Annotated in this window: 15 protein-coding genes and 1 pseudogene; 6 read left to right on the top strand and 10 right to left on the bottom strand. The window is 46.2% G+C overall.

The window, feature by feature from the left end:
• Positions 1–496: 496 nt before the first annotated feature.
• The 4 genes and pseudogenes from AAC01S_RS18990 to AAC01S_RS16050 form a co-directional block, all read right to left on the bottom strand.
• Positions 497–706, bottom strand: a complete 210-nt coding sequence (locus tag AAC01S_RS18990; RefSeq protein ID WP_083511895.1) for a cysteine-rich CWC family protein — start codon at positions 704–706, stop codon at positions 497–499.
• 31 nt (positions 707–737) lie between these two features.
• A pseudogene (locus AAC01S_RS16040) lies at positions 738–1,279 on the bottom strand (GNAT family N-acetyltransferase).
• A complete protein-coding gene (locus AAC01S_RS16045) occupies positions 1,279–1,572 on the bottom strand; it encodes a hypothetical protein (protein WP_157071235.1) in 294 nt (97 codons plus the stop codon). The pseudogene AAC01S_RS16040 and the gene AAC01S_RS16045 overlap by 1 nt, the downstream one beginning before the upstream one ends.
• Before the next feature lie 74 nt (positions 1,573–1,646).
• Positions 1,647–2,396, bottom strand: coding sequence for a DUF6904 family protein (locus tag AAC01S_RS16050; RefSeq protein ID WP_067624759.1), 750 nt, complete (start codon positions 2,394–2,396; stop codon positions 1,647–1,649).
• Between the two features lie 148 nt (positions 2,397–2,544).
• Here AAC01S_RS16050 and AAC01S_RS16055 point away from each other — a divergent pair, with 148 nt between their 5' ends.
• From AAC01S_RS16055 to AAC01S_RS16070, 4 genes are all read left to right on the top strand, one after another.
• The gene (locus AAC01S_RS16055) at positions 2,545–2,892 is read left to right on the top strand and encodes a PadR family transcriptional regulator (RefSeq protein ID WP_067624762.1); all 348 of its coding nucleotides are present in this window, start codon (positions 2,545–2,547) and stop codon (positions 2,890–2,892) included.
• The gene (locus tag AAC01S_RS16060; RefSeq protein ID WP_067624765.1) at positions 2,889–3,728 is read left to right on the top strand and encodes a permease prefix domain 1-containing protein; all 840 of its coding nucleotides are present in this window, start codon (positions 2,889–2,891) and stop codon (positions 3,726–3,728) included. The genes AAC01S_RS16055 and AAC01S_RS16060 overlap by 4 nt, the downstream gene beginning before the upstream one ends.
• A gap of 172 nt (positions 3,729–3,900) precedes the next feature.
• Positions 3,901–4,137 (top strand): hypothetical protein, encoded by a 237-nt coding sequence (locus tag AAC01S_RS20290; RefSeq protein WP_370670837.1) that lies wholly within the window; start codon positions 3,901–3,903, stop codon positions 4,135–4,137.
• 146 nt (positions 4,138–4,283) lie between these two features.
• Positions 4,284–4,871, top strand: a complete 588-nt coding sequence (locus AAC01S_RS16070; protein WP_067624771.1) for a chorismate mutase family protein — start codon at positions 4,284–4,286, stop codon at positions 4,869–4,871.
• 114 nt (positions 4,872–4,985) lie between these two features.
• Here AAC01S_RS16070 and AAC01S_RS16075 read toward each other — a convergent pair whose 3' ends face one another.
• The 5 genes from AAC01S_RS16075 to AAC01S_RS16095 form a co-directional block, all read right to left on the bottom strand.
• Positions 4,986–8,048: a type I restriction endonuclease subunit R gene (locus tag AAC01S_RS16075; protein WP_083511893.1), complete on the bottom strand. Its 3,063-nt coding sequence runs from the start codon at positions 8,046–8,048 to the stop codon at positions 4,986–4,988.
• Between the two features lie 23 nt (positions 8,049–8,071).
• On the bottom strand, positions 8,072–9,394 hold the full coding sequence (locus tag AAC01S_RS16080) for a restriction endonuclease subunit S (RefSeq protein WP_217997851.1): 1,323 nt from the start codon (positions 9,392–9,394) through the stop codon (positions 8,072–8,074).
• On the bottom strand, positions 9,391–11,400 hold the full coding sequence (locus AAC01S_RS16085; protein ID WP_067624774.1) for a type I restriction-modification system subunit M: 2,010 nt from the start codon (positions 11,398–11,400) through the stop codon (positions 9,391–9,393). Before AAC01S_RS16085 ends, AAC01S_RS16080 begins: the two co-directional genes overlap by 4 nt.
• A gap of 199 nt (positions 11,401–11,599) precedes the next feature.
• On the bottom strand, positions 11,600–12,568 hold the full coding sequence (locus tag AAC01S_RS16090) for a hypothetical protein (RefSeq protein WP_067624777.1): 969 nt from the start codon (positions 12,566–12,568) through the stop codon (positions 11,600–11,602).
• Positions 12,569–12,632: 64 nt separating this feature from the next.
• Positions 12,633–13,091 (bottom strand): helix-turn-helix domain-containing protein, encoded by a 459-nt coding sequence (locus AAC01S_RS16095; RefSeq protein ID WP_067624780.1) that lies wholly within the window; start codon positions 13,089–13,091, stop codon positions 12,633–12,635.
• A 233-nt stretch (positions 13,092–13,324) separates the two neighbouring features.
• Between AAC01S_RS16095 and AAC01S_RS16100 the strand changes: the two genes are divergently transcribed.
• Together AAC01S_RS16100 and AAC01S_RS16105 are read left to right on the top strand one after the other, a co-directional pair.
• Positions 13,325–13,747, top strand: a complete 423-nt coding sequence (locus AAC01S_RS16100; protein ID WP_067624783.1) for a TIR domain-containing protein — start codon at positions 13,325–13,327, stop codon at positions 13,745–13,747.
• A gap of 13 nt (positions 13,748–13,760) precedes the next feature.
• Positions 13,761–14,711 (top strand): caspase family protein, encoded by a 951-nt coding sequence (locus AAC01S_RS16105; RefSeq protein WP_067624786.1) that lies wholly within the window; start codon positions 13,761–13,763, stop codon positions 14,709–14,711.
• Positions 14,712–15,966: 1,255 nt separating this feature from the next.
• Here AAC01S_RS16105 and AAC01S_RS19615 read toward each other — a convergent pair.
• Positions 15,967–16,579 (bottom strand): hypothetical protein (locus AAC01S_RS19615; RefSeq protein WP_169794076.1); only part of this gene is annotated, 613 nt, incomplete at its 5' end.

Here is a 16,579-nt window from a genome sequence, read left to right on the forward strand (position 1 = left end):
AAAGCCGCCGCGTTGTTTTGATCCACGATACGGATAATTTTCTCAATAACACTCGCTTGCTGTTTCAAGGTGTTGACTTCTGCTTGGATATCCTTTAATTGGTTGCATACTTGATGGATGTCGTACCGAACGCGATCCTCCATATCCGAAAGCAGTTCCTTTAACTCTTCGTAATCCACGATCTATCCCACCCTTTCCTGGCTCTTTCTCAACCCTTGCAGACTATAGTCTTCGCCCTGTCTCTCGCTGACTTTAGTCAAAACCAAACAAAAACGCCCAGTCTGTTCGACTGAGCGGTGCCTGGAAATCTATATGAGGTTGGCGGTAACGGATGCTCCCTCATGAGTTCTCGTCCTTTGCACGTACTCTTGTTATCGTTATCATAGCGTTCGCGGATAGACGGGTCAAGGCGAAAGGCAGGAATTTAGGGCTTTACGTCACTTCCCCGCATATAATCATGTCATTATAATCCAAACATCATGAATGCCAAATCCCCTTAAATGACCTTACCCTGCTCAATGTCACCCCTCAATTTCTCGAGGCAATTTTGACATATGCACGTTTCTTCTGACCCTGTTGATGGGATTTTGTCGAATATCTCCTTTGGAAAGAACTCTTTATCACACCAACACGTCCCGTGAGGTTTTCCTGCAACATTCCCGTAATTGTTATCCCCTCCACAAATTGTGCACACTTTCCCGCTCATCGTTGTGCTCACCCATATCCCCTCTATATGACTAATCGTCTGGATTTACGATTGCAAAATGCAGATGATCTTCCCACTTTCCATTGATTAAGACATTCTTCCTTGAAAGACCTTCTTTTTCGAATCCCGACTTCTCCAGAACTCGAATTGAACGTGTGTTGCGGGGCATTACGCCCGCTTCAATTCGGTGTAGCTTCAGAACCTGGAACGCATAGTCTACAACAAGTCGAACAGCTTCCGTCGTGTATCCACGTCCATTGTAAGCCTTGTCCAACGAGTACCCTAACCAGCACGATTGCAACGGACCTCGAACTACATCGGTTAAACCGATAATTCCTATCAAGTCATCTGTGCTGATTAAAAATATCCAAATACATACTCTCTATCTTGCTCCATTTTCTCCATACTGGATTTAATAGAGTTAATCTGATACTCGATGGTATAAAATTCCTCGCCCCGCGTTGTCAGGTAAGTTTCAAAGAAAGTGCGATTTCTCAGGTTCAGTTGCAATTTGGCAACAGCATCTGATTCCTCTAAAAACCTTAGATAAATGTCGTTTCCCACCAATTTCATTAGACAACCTCCTTGAAAACTCCCGTATCGGAATCAAACACGCATACCAGTTGCTGATGACCGTCCAAATCATTCGCATAGGTATCATACACACGAAATCCGATCACCTTTTCAAAAGCTGTTGCGGCACCTGCGGTAAAAACCAAGTCACCCTGCTCCGTTTCCAGACGAAATCGCGGAGGTGAAACGAGCGTTCCATTTACCTGTTCCTCAAAGGTGCGTTCAATCGCGTTTACTATCGACTTCATTGAAACAGACTTCTCAATATCGTGGTCTGTAAGTGCCTGATACACGTCTACTCATCCCTTCCCGTCGGCAATGGGTATTTTCGCCCTGCTATCCTTCCAAACTCACCCCTGCCTTGCTTCTACCATTCCACCTCTGGATAATCCTCCACCAAGCTGATATCCTCCACAGAGCAATTGTGCTGTCTCGCCATCGCTCTAACTTCCTCTTCCACCTGGCGATACTCCTTGCCTTGCTCGACCATCCGCTTGACGATTGTTGACAGAGCCTTCGCCCGTTCTTCCCTGTCCCCAATATTCAAGTATCGAATGTTGAGCAAGTCTAAGTATTGCGTCGCGTATCCATCCGTCCAGGGATCATCCTTGTGCATCAAGTTCATTATCCGTTTGAAGGAAGCCTCTGTAACCGCTTCTTTCACACAGTTAATCACCTGAGACTGAAACAATCTGACATTCGCAATCGCAGAATCCCACAGGTTTTTCTTGTCCAGGAGCGGAAACGGGGCTGATTTCGCCTGCTTTTTCGCGTAAAGGCGGATAAAGTCGTTCAGGGCGATGGTAACAAACAGGGCCTCGGGATAATAGACCTGGCACCTGTAGTACAGGTTCTTCTCAGGGGTTATGAGTTCCAAAAACTTCATCCTGTCTGAATCCATGCCATTTGGTACGAACTCCACTTCCCGATCTCCCTGAATGGCATGGCGTAAGTCGTAACAGAGCCCAAGGACTCGGAGTCGAGCGCCTTCATAACCATCGTACTCCCCTTCATCGCCAACGATAGTGTGTAGGGCTAAGTAAAGAGTATCCAAGTCGAGGTAGTCGCCTGAGATTTCTATGCCAGCAAGATTGGGTGTGTTACGAAGGGTTAGCATGGGTGTTCACCTGCGTCCATGTTTATTGGGTCAAGGTTAAGTATAGCTCAGAAACCAAGGGATTGGGGCTGGGGGCTGGTCGGATTCAGCACCACGCCCTTTACATCTTCACTGTAGATGTTTATCCTTATACATAGACATTCTACACATGGTGGTGTTCTATATAAATCGGGATATGGTGAAAGGGGTCATTGACCCCATTGTTCTTTCTGTTGTGGCACGCGGCGATACCTATGGGTATCAGATTGCCAAGTATGTGAATGAACAAACAGACGGAGCCTTGGAATTGAAAGAAGGAACGCTGTATCCTGCACTCCGCCGATTGGAGGCGGAACACCTCATTGAAGGCTTTTGGGGAACCGAAACAGGAGGTCCCAGACGACGTTATTACCGCATTACAAAGCAAGGGCTTGCAAAATTGGAATCATCGAGAGAATCGTGGAACAAATACCAGCGAATTTTGAGCACCTTCTTAGGGGAGGCATCTGCACTGTGACAAGTCCGATACAATCATACCTGGAACGAGTGATGCGGTGGAGCGGACTTACGAAGCGCGAAAAAGCCGAGTGGATTGAGGAGATGTCATCCCACTTAAACGACGAAATCCAGAGTCTCATGAAATCGGGTCATGACGAAAACGATGCCACCAAAATGGCGTTAGAGAAATTTGGACAACCGACCGTAATACGTCGTAAAATCGCCAAAGAAACCTTCGGGCTGTCCATACCGATGATCTACGGTTTGTCTTCTCTGTTCTTGATATGGTTTTTCATCGACCTATTCATAGTTCACTCGCAGTTTCCAGGAGGGTGGTACAAACGTTACCCTGACTTTTCGGGATATGCCTCAAGCATAGTCTCTGCGATTCCGAACTCTCCTTCCCTCATGTTAGCACTGTGCGTAAGCGTGTTAATGCTCTTTAAAACCCGCTGTTTGAAGGATCGCGCCTCCATATTGTTGACCTTAAGTATCCTTGGAGTCATATGGGTTCTGATGCGATTGCCCCAATCCTTTAATGTCAATGAACTTCTGTTTGGCTTTCGCGATCTCACAATCAGGGAGCCCTGGGTCAGCGTCATAACGGCAGTTTTTATTGTCTGGGGACTCCTGTTGTATCTATGGACAAGGAATTCGTGGATAGGCGTGATTCCGACGCTAATTTCCATCGTCACAGGGCTTTGGCAACCATTCATGTACGGTGGTTTTCACTGGCTAACACTACTCCAATTAACACTCCTTATAGCCGTTCGGTGTTTGCCTATCGTGGCACTTATTGCGATTTTTCGAGCGATTAACAAATGGAACTATCGTCGGTCGGTCTCCACATCGTGAAGGTAGTAAATCCAAAGAGTATGCTTTATAGAGACGACATATCGCACTACATCTTGTTACCACAGGGAAAGCTGTGGAATGTATAGGCGGTGGATATATGTTCTTAGGAAGGAATAGAACAAACCTTGCTATTTATGTTCTTGCAGGAATCATCTGCATCATACTACTGTGCATGTGGGCACTTCGTGCGGATACACAAACGTCGAGTAAAGTCAAGTATGTGGCACTACTCAATGGTGTGAATGGCAAAACGCTGAGTGAAGTGGAACATAAGCTTGACCAGGTAAAGGTTCCGTACAGAATTGTCAGGTCGTCACTCCAAGTTCCTGCAGAACAAGTAAACAAAGCCCGTATTGAACTTGCTGAGGCAGGACTACCGAAAACAGGCGCGATCCAAAAATCCCGTTAATTTTACAAAGACGGGCAAGTGTTCTTGGACAAACGGAGGCTAATATGCAAGCAGAAGGTTGTCCACAACGGTACAAATATGTATATGCGATCAATTATTTCTAATCAATTGCGAAAATTCCTTCTAAGAAAAGGAGGCTGAGACCCTTGATGAGAGTCCCCTATGACCATCGCCTGGAATCGATTGACGAGCAACTGGCGAAGCTCATTGCGGAACGGCTTCGGATCAGCCAAGGAACCAACGGTTATCCCACAAAGGAACAGTTTGATCGGTGGTGCGAAGAATATCATGTTGATCGCCACGTCATTGCATCGGTTTTCGCCGCGATGAACAATCCGCGCCGCCCACCGCGACTACCCGTTTCACCGCAAAACTTGGTCGGCATCGTTCCTGTGATGAAGAAAGTACAGTCGGAAGGAGTCACCTATCAGATTACTCGCATGGAGCAATATGCCGATTTCAGTCTTGTTTACGTGGATATCTACACGGATGATGATGCGGAAACTGCAGAATTGAATGTGCAACTGATGTTAGACATTGATCCGAATGAAGGGCGACAGATCCAATTTCACCGTTCCCAAGGACACACCAACCAATCGTCCATCGCTTACATGGTCAGCCCGAAACTACCCGACGACCTCAACACATTCTCATTCCGACTTGTTCCAAATCCAATGCCCCACCATCCGCGTCCACCAGAGAAGATTTTGGATCAGACGGTGGTGTTTGATTAAGCAAAGCTATGGACGTTTCCATTGCCGTCTGTCCTGTCCAATTGATGCGGAAAATGTCCAATTATTGACGGATAGGTTGTCCAGTCCATGTCTAAAGTTGAATACAGCTACTTCCTAAGCTTCTGGTGGGTCACTGTGTTCGTCCTCTTGTTCGTTGGACAAGAACCCAGGATGGGAGGGACCTTTCTCCGTCCTATTACTGAGACCCTTGTACACTTCCTCAAACATATAGTCCATCACGGCAGTCTTAAAGTCACCATCTTCGAGGATTTTCATGAAAAATTTCTCGTTCTGACCCATTCTGCCGATCACGATGTCCAGAAATGCCTTCTCGTAGCTGAACTTAAAGTTCTCCTTGGTATTGCTCCTTGCCTTCTGAGCCAGGTCGTCGTTGTTGATAATATCCTCTTTGATTTGTTCGTAAGACAGGCGGTCTGTTTCAGTAAAATCCGTACCGAACCGTTCATTTAGCCGATTGATGATGGCAGAGAGTCTGTCCCTCGGCTCCTCTTTGCCGCCTCCCCCACCATGCGATGTCGGATTCAGTTCAGCCCCACCCTGGACTTCAAGCGAAATGCTCCCCTCAAACACCATGGTGTTTCGATAGTATTCAAGCGCGATTTCGTCCGCCAGATAGACAGCTTCCGACTGATTTTTCGGCAACTTTTTGAGCAGATAGTTGAGGTACACGTACAATTTGTGCAGTTCCACGTCAATGAAAGGGGCAATCTGCAAGACAAATGAATACGTCCGAATAAACTTCATGCCCGTGCTCTTGAAGTCTTCCTGGCGTTCCTTCGGCAACTCTTTCTTGTATCGTTCGACCGCCATATCAAGGATGGCGCTCAGTTTCTCCTGCGTTTTCGTTGTTTTCTTCTTTCCGCTGAATTCCAACTTTGAGACTTCTATCACTTCGTCATCCGTGTAGACTTGGTAAGCGTCCAGTTCCCGCTGTAAATCGTAAAGGATGTTTGGATTTGTCGTATCCGAGAGTCCTGTGACCTCATAGTACGGTTGGAAAGCTTTCTGGATGTCTTCGGCTTCGTTCACGAAATCGAGGATGAAGGTGTCGTTCTTCCCTTTGCATGTGCGATTAAGCCTGGACAATGTTTGAACTGCCTTAATCCCGTCCAGCTTCTTATCTACGAACATCGTGTGAAGAAGTGGCTCATCAAAGCCTGTCTGATACTTCTCGGCGACAAGCAAAACCCTATACTCATCTGTATGGAATTTCTTGGGCAATTCTTTTTCCCCAAATCCATTCATCAACGGCTCAGTATAGGAGATACCCGAATCCACAACTGTCCCAGAGAATGCGACCACGGCTTTCATATCTGTATAGCCCTTGTCACGTATATATTTATCGAACGCCTGCTTATATTTAACTGCGTGCAATCGACTCGCCGTGACAACCATCGCCTTGGCACGTCCGCCAATCTTATGTCTGGTCACACGTCTGAAATGCTCAATCATGATCTCGGTCTTCTGAGCGATGTTATGAGGATGCAGGGAAACATACTTCGCGATCTCTTTGGATGCCTGTTTACTGGACACTTCGGGGTCATCTTCGATCATTTTGGCGACCTTGTAATACGTTTTGTAGGTCGTGTAGTTTGCCAGTACGTCCAGGATAAAGCCTTCCTCAATGGCTTGCCGCATGGAATAAACATGAAAAGCATGGGGCTTCCCATCATCACCCATCCGCCCGAACTTCTCCAGCGTCTTTGCCTTCGGTGTGGCGGTAAAGGCGAAGAAAGAGATATTGTCCTGCTTGCCGCTCTTCACAATAGTCTCAACGATTTTCTCGTCAATGTCCTCCATGTTCTCTTCGGCGATTCGATCCGCTTCCAGAGCTTCCTCCAACGTCTTATTCGATAGGATGTTAGTCATTGCGGTCGCCGATTTCCCGCCCTGCGAACTGTGTGCCTCGTCAATGATGATGGCATACTTACCCCGCGCAAATTCCCCGACCTTTTCCATGATGAACGGGAACTTTTGCAGTGTTGTAATGATAATGCGGGTATTGTTCACCAATTCATGTGCAAGTTGATTGGAGTCCTTGTCAATCTTGGCGACCATGCCAGCCTTGTGTTCCAACTGGTACACCGCATCTTGCAACTGCTTATCCAACACCCTGCGATCCGTAATGACAATAACACTGTTGAAAATAGCATTATCGTCACGGTCATGAAGCTTCGCGAGTCGGTGAGCCAACCATGAGATACTATTTGTCTTGCCACTCCCTGCAGAATGTTGAACGAGATAGTTTGTCCCAACGCCAAACAGCTTTACATCCGCCTCAATCTTCCTCACAACATCCAACTGATGGTATCGCGGAAAGATGACCGTTTCCTTCTTGTCGATGACTTCCCCTGTGCTGTCCAAGATATCCTCTTGTTGTACGAAAACAAAGCGAAATAGAATATCGATTAAACTGTGCTTTTGCAGGACTTCTTTCCACAGATATGCCGTCTTGTAGTCATTGGCAACAGGTGGATTACCTTTGCCCCCATTGTTTCCTTTGTTAAACGGGAGAAAGAATGTGTTTTCCTTCTCCAATTTCGTTGTCATATAAACCTCATCGGGATCTACAGCAAAGAACACGATGGCACGTTTCTTAAACTGAAACAACAATTCCTTCGGGTCACGATCCCGCATGTATTGTCGTTTGGCATCGTCAACCGTTTGGTTGGTGAGCGGGTTTTTCAACTCCAGTACAGCAATGGGAAGCCCATTCAACGATACCAGCATGTCGATGCTGTTGTTGTTCTGCGAACTGTAGTACACTTGGCGACTGATTGTGAAAATGTTCTTCTCATACAGTTCTGCAAGTGTTCGATTCATATAGCTGACAGGCTGGTTATAGGCGAGTTTCAGCGTCACGCCGTAATCCTTGATGCCATGGCGGAGGCAATCGATCATACCTCGACTGCCCAGTTCCTTATTGAGCCGCTCCAGAATCTTCTCTTTGGTCTGATCCTTGTACACCCTACGGAGTCGTTCCAGGGATTTTGACTGGGTGCTCTCCAGGAACTCAAAGAGAACCTCCACGTCAAGGGCATATTTTTTGAAAACTTCTAATGCGTGTCCCTCAATACGCCTGCTCCTATATCCTGACTGAACAAGCCAATCCTCAATATTGGTCTCAAATCCTTTTTCGGTAGAATCGATTGCCATGATGTCACCCCTCCCCCACCTGATTATGCAATTACGGTCACTTCCACTACCATGTCCCTAACATCAATTTTTCCTGTAACCGCTTCGAAGATGATAGACTGACGGTACTCTTGTATGCGGTCGATTTGTAGAGAAATCTCCTCTTGAAGCTTATCTATTTCTAAGACCCTTTCGTCAAGATATTCAGCAATCGCAACTTGTTCGTCGTAAGGCGGGCAACACGTTAACAAACCACCTATCCGCTCAACGTTTAAGTTCATTTGTGTGTTTACCGTTGAGGTCCGCAGAAATTCCTTCTTCATTGCCGTCAAGTTATAGTACAGATAGTTCAAATCGATTTGGCGTTTCGGAACGAACCCAACGATACTGTCAGGGAAACAGGCTTCGAAATTCAATATCGACAGATCCCCGATGTTGGCGGCTATTGTCATTACCAAAGTTCCCTTTGGGAACATTTTACTTACCGCAAAACCCTGTTCATTCAACGTTTGAGAGTATTCCACAAGGAATTTACCCGCCGAAGCTACGTCTCCTGTTTGAATGAAGGGATATTCTCCGTCATACAGACTTGGGTCGTTACGAGGTCTGTGGGAGAACTTTCCTCTTAGGATATCGGACAGGTATTTTACTTTTCTGATGTGCCAATGCTCTGGTATCTCCCCAATCCACTCCACACCAGAATCCTTCATCTTCACATCGGGGTTCAATCCCTTTGTCACCGCTTCCGTGATGATCGCCTGCCGCTGTTCTTCCAACAGGGCAATCAACTTTTCCTTGTCAGCGATGAGGGAATCGATTTCGGCTGTTTTCTGGTCGAGGAAATTTGCGATTTGGATTTGCTCCTCAATTCCAACGCACGGAATAAATTGGTTTCCGATAAACTCCCAATTTGCTCTCGGCATTTTTGACCCGTAAGTCGACGAATTCACCAAATCAATAAAGGGACTTGAGATCATTAAATAGAACAGGTATCGGTTATAGATCTCTCTGCTCTTCGACCGAATCACCAACAACTCTGTGGTACATTTACCATCGAACTGAGCGACTGTGCACTTTGCTAAATAAGGTCGTAATTTACCAAACAATACGTCCCCTTTGTAAAACTTGTTCGATGTTCCTTCGACAATATGGTCTTCTCCCAACGATTCATCTTCAATTATTTTGCCCGTCATTGATTCAACATTCTCTAATCCCAAATACGTAAGATCATTGTCATCAATCACCTTTTGGTTTCTCAAATTAACTCCAAGTTTCAGCCTCCTAATTCCCCAGCCCTCTGGCATTGTCCCAATCCACTCCACACCGCTATCTTTATACTGTTCGTATCTCCTATACTGCGCCATCATCCGAACACCTTCTCCAGCTTGTCCAGTATGCTTTTTTCGAGTTCCTTGATCTCGCTCAAAATCTCTTGCGAACTACGAAGTGGAGTGTACTTGTAAAAGTACCTTGTAAACGGAATCTCATAACCGATTTTTGTTTTGCTCTCGTCAATCCAGGCATCGGGCACATGAGGCTTCACTTCTCGCTCAAAATACGCATGAATATCCTCTTTGAGCGGAACATTTTCCGTATCTCTCAAGTCAGGATCAGGCTCGGGATTGCCCTTACTGTCCGTGCAGATATCCGCTGTCTCGTCCTTTTCGCTCAGAGCGGACAGGATCGCCTTCAAGAGCGGAGCGGAAATCGTTATGCCGCACTCCTTGAACACCTTTTTCAGCCTCTTTGTAAAGGCATCTCTGTCTTTATAAACTATATTGTCATTCAATGACCGAAGAGCTTCTACGATTTGCTGTTGCAGTTTCTTTCCCGCCTCAATCTCATCCAAGCCCGCTTGCCCTTTCTTTTTGGACGTTGCAAGGTTCATAAATGCAGTCTGCTCCCAAAGCCTCTTAATCCGCTCTTCACTAATCAGGAAGTTTAAGCGAAGAGGACGTTCGACAGTGATTTTCCTGTATCCAAAGTCCTCGTTGTCAAAGATTTTGCAGTGTTCGCCTGGCTTGAGACTGCCATATATCCGTACAATTTCTTCGATGTGTTCGTTTGAAAGCTCATTCCGTTTGTTACCGAGGCTCTTTTTCATCTTTTGGTAGAACGATACCGCATTGACAAGCTGAATTTTACCTTTTCGAAGTGGATCTTTGTTATTCGTCAAAATCCAAATGTACGTCGAAATCCCTGTATTGTAAAAGAGTTGGTCTGGCAATGCTACGATTCCCTCAACGAGATCGTTCTCAATGAGATATCGACGAATTTCACTTTCTCCGCTCCCAGCATCCCCAGTGAACAAGGGGCTTCCGTTCATGATGATAGCGATACGGCTCCCCTTTGGATTTTCTGGAGTAACGGGCTTCATCTTGGATACCAAGTGTTGCAGGAAGAGAAGTTGACCGTCACTAATCCGAGGCAATCCCGCACCGAATCGCCCATTGAATCCCTTCTGTTCGTGTTCATCCTTAACGGCTTTTTCGGCTGGCTTCCACTCAACGCCATATGGCGGATTCGTAATCATATAATCAAACTTCATGTTTGGAAATGCATCGTTCGTCAGGGTATTGCCGAACGCAATGTTCTTCGCTTGTTCCCCCTTGATCAAGATATCCGCTTTACAAATCGCGTAAGACTCCTCATTAACCTCCTGACCGAAGAACTCAAAGCTTGCAGTCTTATTCAATTCCTTGAGATATTCTTGGGCGACGGAACCCATCCCGCCCGTCCCCGCACAGCAGTCATATAGTGTTTGGGTGATACCAGGCTTGATTAAGTCCTCCGTGTCTTCGTTGAGTAGCAGATTGACCATGAGGCGGATGACCTCTCGCGGCGTATAGTGGTCGCCCGCTTCCCCATGCTCGGAGAATCGGCGGATCAGTTCCTCGAAGATGTAGCCCATCTCAACATTACTTACAATATTCGGATGTAAATCAATCTCACCGAAACGCTTGACCACAAGATACAGTAGGTTGTTCCTGTCCATCTTCTCGATTTGTTTGTCAAAGTCGAAGTATTCTATGATATCGCGTGCAACTTTCGAAAACCCGTTTATGTAGTCGCGAAGATTATCGGCGATGTTGTCGGAATCAGCCAAAAGCTTTTCAAAGTCGTACTTGCTCACGTTACTAAAGTTTTGCTTGGCAACTCGGTTCAGGATCTCATCCCGTGACTCCTGCGGCAAATGTTTGTACTTTTCATATTGAGCCAGGACTTCTTCCTTTGTCTCGGCTAATACACAATCGAAGCGTCTTAGCACTGCCATCGGCAAAACGACTTTGCCGTAATCCTCTTTCTTGTACGGTCCTCGTAGAATCTCGGCAATTGTCCATATGAAGTTCACTTTATCTTGGAAATTGTTCATACTTACGGCTCCTCAACGGTGAATTATGAAGTTGTGCGTCTTGAGACGCCAATGTGTCGGGATCGACTATTTCTCCTCCCACTATTTTATCAGACAGATGTGAAGTCGTCCGCACTCATTCGTCGCGACCCAATATGTAATGGCGTTGGTGTCCCAACGCCTTTGACCCCCCCTGCTCTTTACGTTGTCCCTACAGTTATCACACCATCTGATATTCAAACCTCAGGATGTCGAACAATCGATAACTGATGACGTTGACCATCTTACTAAAAATTCGCGCCAATTCGGACGCTGTGTCCTCGACACTATCAAAGGAACGAAAGTGACACCCAATCACATTGTCGCCTATCTTGACTCTTTCATCGATCTGCTCTTTCAACAGCCAAGGTTTCGTGGTAAATAGTTGAAATAGTTCACGATTCGATTGGTCAAACCGTAACTCGACAAGTGCTTGGTTTCTACGATTTCTCGCAGAAATAAAGTAATCCACTCCAGTTTTACCTCCACCCAAGCGAATGGTCGCGTTATCTTCGTAAAACCGCTTTTCCCGTTGCAGTGGCAGAAAGTTTGGAACTGCCTCTCGTAATCGAAGAAGAAGATATCGATTGACATCAACTTGTTTGGACAAATCGAATCCGTGATTGTTTGGAACTGGTTTCGGGCTAAGACCCTTAAACAAGGGATGTTCGATGACTTTCATCAATTCAAGTGGCTTCTCAATTTCATTGAGAATCCCCAACTCCCAATAAATCTGTAACTTATGCATGGCGTTAAGGCGATCCAAAGGTTCTAACACCCGCTCACTTATGTTCACCAGAATGAGTTTGATCGGCTTGCCACATCCTCTAACCCGTCTTTCCAACTCAATGACGTGCTGATCCTGAAAGCCAAGGGCGAGATACACCAGAACCGCCCCCTCATCAAGCATGTCAATAAGATTGATGAAGCGTTCTTGGTGATACCCATTCGACCTTGCAAGCCACACCTCCATTATTACGGGGACACCCAATTTCTTCTCGTAACCAAACAAATCAAGCTTCAGCTTGTCCCAGTATTTCTCCAGCAACAAATCAGTCAGTGAAAATCCCAAGACGTTCTCTATCATCCGTTGATGTTGTCTCAGATAGACTGAAAAAATGAACTCACGTTCACTGCCTTTAAGACTCATGTTGAACCCTCCTCATCGAATCCCAAAAGGACGAGAGAACCCCTCAGAGTTCTCTCGCGCCTGGTTAATGACAAGCCTGTTTAATTAATCTGTTCAATTCCTTCGCACGTTCGAGGATGAGGATTGCATCCTGATAGGATTTCTCGCCCGTCAAATCACTGTTCACGACTTGATTATCCAGCGCGAAGATAGCCGCTTTGATCTCAGGAGTCGCCTCGATCCCGTTTGCGACGGTGTACTTGTATAGCATCAGTAGATCAAAGAGAGTTCTTTCTTCCTCCGCGTCAACGGGCACATTGAGCAACTGATACATGCTGATCCCAAGTGCCTCGCACCAAGACTTAAGAATTGGGGTGGACACTGCTTTTCGCTCCCCGTTTTCGATCCTATTCAAATAACTGGGCGATACGTTGATCAGCTTGGAGAGGTCGTACAGTGACAGCCCCTTTTCTTTTCGATAGTGCTTCAACCTCAAACCAACCGAAGGATGAAGTTCCCGATTTCCCTTGTCATCTTTCGACACGTTGATTCCTCCTTGAACGTTTCCCACAATGGGAATCCTGGTTATTTGAATCTATTTCTTTTACTCATGATTCGTAGATTTATTCAGTCGTATAGGACAGACAGGGCGGATTTGGGGCGAGATAAAGGCAGGAAATTTACCATTGCGGGGTTGATAGAGTCGAATCTGCAGACACAAGATAACAATTGGATTACAATAGATGTAATAGATTGCTTGAGTAAAGGGGCGTAAACATGGCGAGACATGAGAAGATTTATAACTTGTTCATCAGTCACTCATGGGCTTATGGCGACCAATACGATGGACTGATTCGGTTGTTAAATCAAGGTGACATTAAGTACAGAGATTATTCAGTGCCGAAAGGCGATCCTATTCATAACGCAAAGAACGACAAAGAACTCTATGACGCAATCAAAAAGCAGGTTTCTCCGAGTAGCGTCGTTATCATTTTGGCAGGGGTCTATGCCTCATATAGTAAGTGGATTGACAAGGAGATCAAGATTGCCAAGACTGAGTTTGCCACCGCTAAACCGATTCTTGCGGTTGAATACTGGGGAGCAGAACGAACTTCAAGAGTCGTCAAAGAGAATGCCGACAAGATTGTGAAATGGCAAACGTCCTCAATTGTAAACGCCATAAAAGACCTATGTAAGTAAGGTGGGGGATGACATGAGAAAAGCACTGATTGTTGGAGTTGATCACTACGATAATTTCAACAACTTGAGCGGCTGTGTCCGAGATGCAACCGAAGTAGCAACAGTTCTGGAATTCAACGGTGATGGAACGCGAAATTTTGATGTAAGGACACTGGTATCATCATCCGATACAATAACTCGTTCAAAGCTTAAAGAGTCGATAGAACTCCTCTTCCACGGAGAAAATGATGTTGCACTGTTGTATTTTTCAGGACACGGCACAGTTACGAGTACAGGTGGAAAGATAGTAACTACGGATGCTCGAAGGTATGACGAAGGGATTTCCATGGATGAAATCCTCACATTGGCAAACGATTCCCGCTCCAAGGATCGCATCATTATATTGGATTGTTGCTTTTCGGGTTCATTTGGATCACCTGCCGTAACTGGTGGAGTAGCAACCCAATTGAAAGACGGGGTTACTGTAATGACTGCATCACGACCTGATGAGCCTGCCATTGAGCGCGGTGGTCAAGGTGTTTTCACGTCTCTCTTGGTGGATGGATTACAGGGAAGTGCGGCTGATTTACGTGGGTACATTACTCCTGGTAGCATCTATGCCTACGTGGATAGTGCGCTGGGTGCTTGGGAACAAAGACCCGTATTTAAGACAAGCGTTAGCCGATTTACACACTTGAGACAAATCCAGCCCGTCATTGCGCTGGATATTCTGAGAAAGCTGACTACATACTTTCCAAGTCCAGAGCATGAATTTCCTTTGAACCCAACCTTTGAAGATACAATCGATGGCTTTGATCCAAAAAACGTTGCCGTCTTTAAGGAGCTTCAAAAGATGGTTCAAGTGGGGCTGGTTAAACCAGTCGGTGAAGACCATATGTATTGGGCGGCGGTCAATTCAAAATCTTGTCGGTTATCTGCACTTGGTTGGCAATATTGGAGAATGGTAAAGGAAAATCGAGTTTAATTCAGAGGGTGCACCAAACTATCGGGTATTCACGCAAGGGAGTCAAAGTGTCATGGCACTTGGGACTCCTTTTTTATGGCATATATTTGTTGCATTTACACAACACCGTGAGGTAACGTGTGTTCAGATCGTTCGCTCTGGATGCTTGGTCTGTATAAACAAAAATGGTTACAGATATTGAAACGTAAACATCGAGATGGATTGCAAGCGCAGAATCGCATAGAATCTGCATAGTTGGGGGTGATTCCAGTCGGATACAAAGCAAACGCAGTACCCACCGTTGCGCCATTCAGTGCGTTGATTATAATCTGGGTTCCTCTTGGAAACAGCCTACCCAATCCGTACAAGGAAATCGTATGGATAATTGGTTCAGCTTATCTGCTTGCCTGGGTCGGATTCGCCTTCTATCTTGCATTTAAGTATCGGAGACTCAGCATAGCGGATAGTCAACTGATATTCGATAAAACGACGTATACAGCAGAAGACGTAAGGAAAATTCGGGTGCTTGAGCGAAGTTCCACGTTCTTATTGTATTTCAAGAAGCGTAAATACCCGATTTCGATTTCGTTTAGTCTGGCGGATGCTGACAAAGTAATTCAAGAACTTCGAGGCTGGGCATGGCGAAACGGGGTGACTCTGGAGTTTACATCGCAACGGAGGAAAAGGTGATGTTTGGTACATGGGCTTCGGGTCTGAGGACGCATCAATCCTCTACGTTGAATACCTCCGAATAAATCCTAAACAGAACGTACAGCCGCTATCATTGTGTGTGAACTCCGCTCCGTAACTTCCCGCCTGCGCCCGCCTACCCATCCATCACCATCCACGGGGAGAGGGAGGCTTGTATTCGGAAAATGGGAGGTGTATGGAGGGGTTATCTCATATCTCTTGTTACTTTTGCAGTTTGCTTTTATCTCTTTCACGTTTTTTCCTATAGGTCAACAAACACCCCCATACCCCTCCCAAAACAGCATGAGAAGTACCCATATCCCCCGTCCTGTGGATGCGATGTGTTTTGAGATATTGGGGAGTGGCGGTCGTGCGGACAATCGTCGTGTGGGTGCGGTCGGCGGGTGCTGACGGATGCTCCAAGGTGTCCAAGAAAGAGTAAAAGTCACCCCCCGTCCAAGCTGACCATCGTAAATGAAACGATAAGTTAAAGTGAATGTTATGCCAAGCCGCACTGAACTTTAGAGCACGTATCGTGTTGGTACGCAAACACCCCTTCGATGAAGTATGCCCATTCAAGTGACCTTCACCCTCCCGCCCTTACACCTGGGTACTGCAACATTACAGCGAACCGATACAATGCCTCATGTTGGTCGGCAAACAGCGTTCGCATCAGGTCGGGGTCGCTACCGACAAACGCATAGGTTACATGGGTCTGATGTTGGAATGTCGCACGGAGCCGCTTCAGCAAGAGGTCGTCAATCTTGTGGATCACCTGAAATTCGTGGAACCAAACAACCAACCTCGCTTTCGATTGTTCTGGGATGCGTTGCAGGAGGCTTATGCTTTCGTCCAGGAGTTCAAGAGGGCTTTCTTTAACACTCTGCACATATGGTATGTCCACAACGTCTTTGATTTTGGCACGGATCTCAGGTCGGGACAGACTGTCTATGAAGTCGTTTAGGGAGGAGTTCGGTAAGGCGCTAATGCCAATACGTAATTGAAGAACCGTCTGCAACAATAGAAGCGTCAATTCCTCAATCGTTGAGACGTTAGACAGGTCTATCTCAGCCGTATAGCATCCCCGCGCTTCCAGCCTGCTCAAAACACCGCGCGCCAATAAGGTGCTACTATGATGAGGAAGCGTGAATGTGACACTGCAACCATCATATAGCCGCTCTTCAAGCTCCCGTACAAAA

Source organism: Alicyclobacillus acidiphilus NBRC 100859, from assembly GCF_001544355.1.
Classification (GTDB): Bacteria; Bacillota; Bacilli; order Alicyclobacillales; family Alicyclobacillaceae; genus Alicyclobacillus; species Alicyclobacillus acidiphilus.